The sequence below is a fragment of the Kitasatospora cystarginea genome (genome assembly GCF_039533515.1).
Lineage (GTDB): Bacteria > Actinomycetota > Actinomycetes > Streptomycetales > Streptomycetaceae > Kitasatospora > Kitasatospora cystarginea.
Genome location: NZ_BAAATR010000175.1, coordinates 1 through 1,148 on the forward strand (window position 1 = coordinate 1; position 1,148 = coordinate 1,148).

General features: G+C 71.8%; 1 protein-coding gene. It reads left to right on the forward strand.

The window, feature by feature from the left end; genetic code table 11:
* Positions 1-1,031: IS1380 family transposase (locus tag ABD369_RS40660; RefSeq protein ID WP_344641671.1), on the forward strand; the 1,031-nt coding region annotated here is incomplete at its 5' end.
* Between the last annotated feature and the right edge of the window lie 117 nt (positions 1,032-1,148).

The following is a 1,148-nucleotide window of genomic DNA, read 5'->3' on the forward strand; positions in this document are numbered from 1 at the left end:
TCCGCCGAGCCAGCGCCGAAGTCCGCGAGCGGGCCTGGAAGTTGGCCAGCGAGTCGGCCCCGGACATGGGCGGCGAGGTGATCGTCGATATCGACGGCGTGCTGGTCCTGGCGCACTCCGAGAAGGAACACGCCGCCAAGACCTGGAAGAGGACCTTCGGCCACCACCCGCTGTTCGCGTTCGTCGACCACGGCGGTGAGGGGTGCGGAGAGCCGGTTGCGGGCCTGCTGCGGCCCGGCAACGCGGGCAGCAACACCGCCAGCGACCACATCGCCGCCGCCCGCCTGGCCTTGGCCCAGCTGCCGAAGAAGTATCGGCGCGGACGGCGCACCCTCATCCGCACCGACTCCGGCGGCGGCACCCACAAGTTCCTCAACTGGCTCACCGCACGCGGAAGGTGGCTGTCCTACTCGGTGGGGATGACCATCACCGACGCCATCCACCAGGCCGTCCTGCTCGTGCCGGCCTCGGCCTGGACGCCCGCGATCGAGCCGGACGGCGAAGTCCGCGACGGCGCCTGGGTCGCCGAGCTCGCTGGGGATGTCCTCAAGGGCTGGCCGAATGGAATGCGGCTGATCGTCCGCAAGGAACGACCCCACCCCGGCGCCCAGTTGCGCTTCACCGATGCCGACGGGATGCGGCTGACCTGCTTCGCCACCAGCACCACCGACACCCCGATCGCCCAGCTGGAGCTGCGACACCGCCAGCGGGCCCGCGCCGAGGACCGCATCCGCGCTGCCCGCGACACCGGCCTGCGCAACCTGCCCCTTCACGATGCCGCGCAGAACCAGATCTGGTTGGAGATCGTCCAGCTCGCACTCGACCTGCTGGCCTGGATGCCGATGCTCGCCCTGACCGGTCCCGACCGCCGATGGGAGCCCAAGCGCCTGCGGCTGAGGCTGTTCTCCGCCGCCGCCCAACTCGTCACCACCGGCCGCCGCCGCGTGCTCCGCCTCGCCCGCCACTGGCCCTGGACCGACCTGATCACCAGCGCCTTCGAGCGCCTCCAGGCCCTACCGCGCCCGGGCTGACCAGCACCGAAGCCCTGTCCTGACGAGCAGCCGACCACCCCCGGAGCCGTGGAACCCGGCGCCCACCCGCGCGACAGCCGGGCCCTCGCCATACCCACAGGCACAAACAGCACGCCC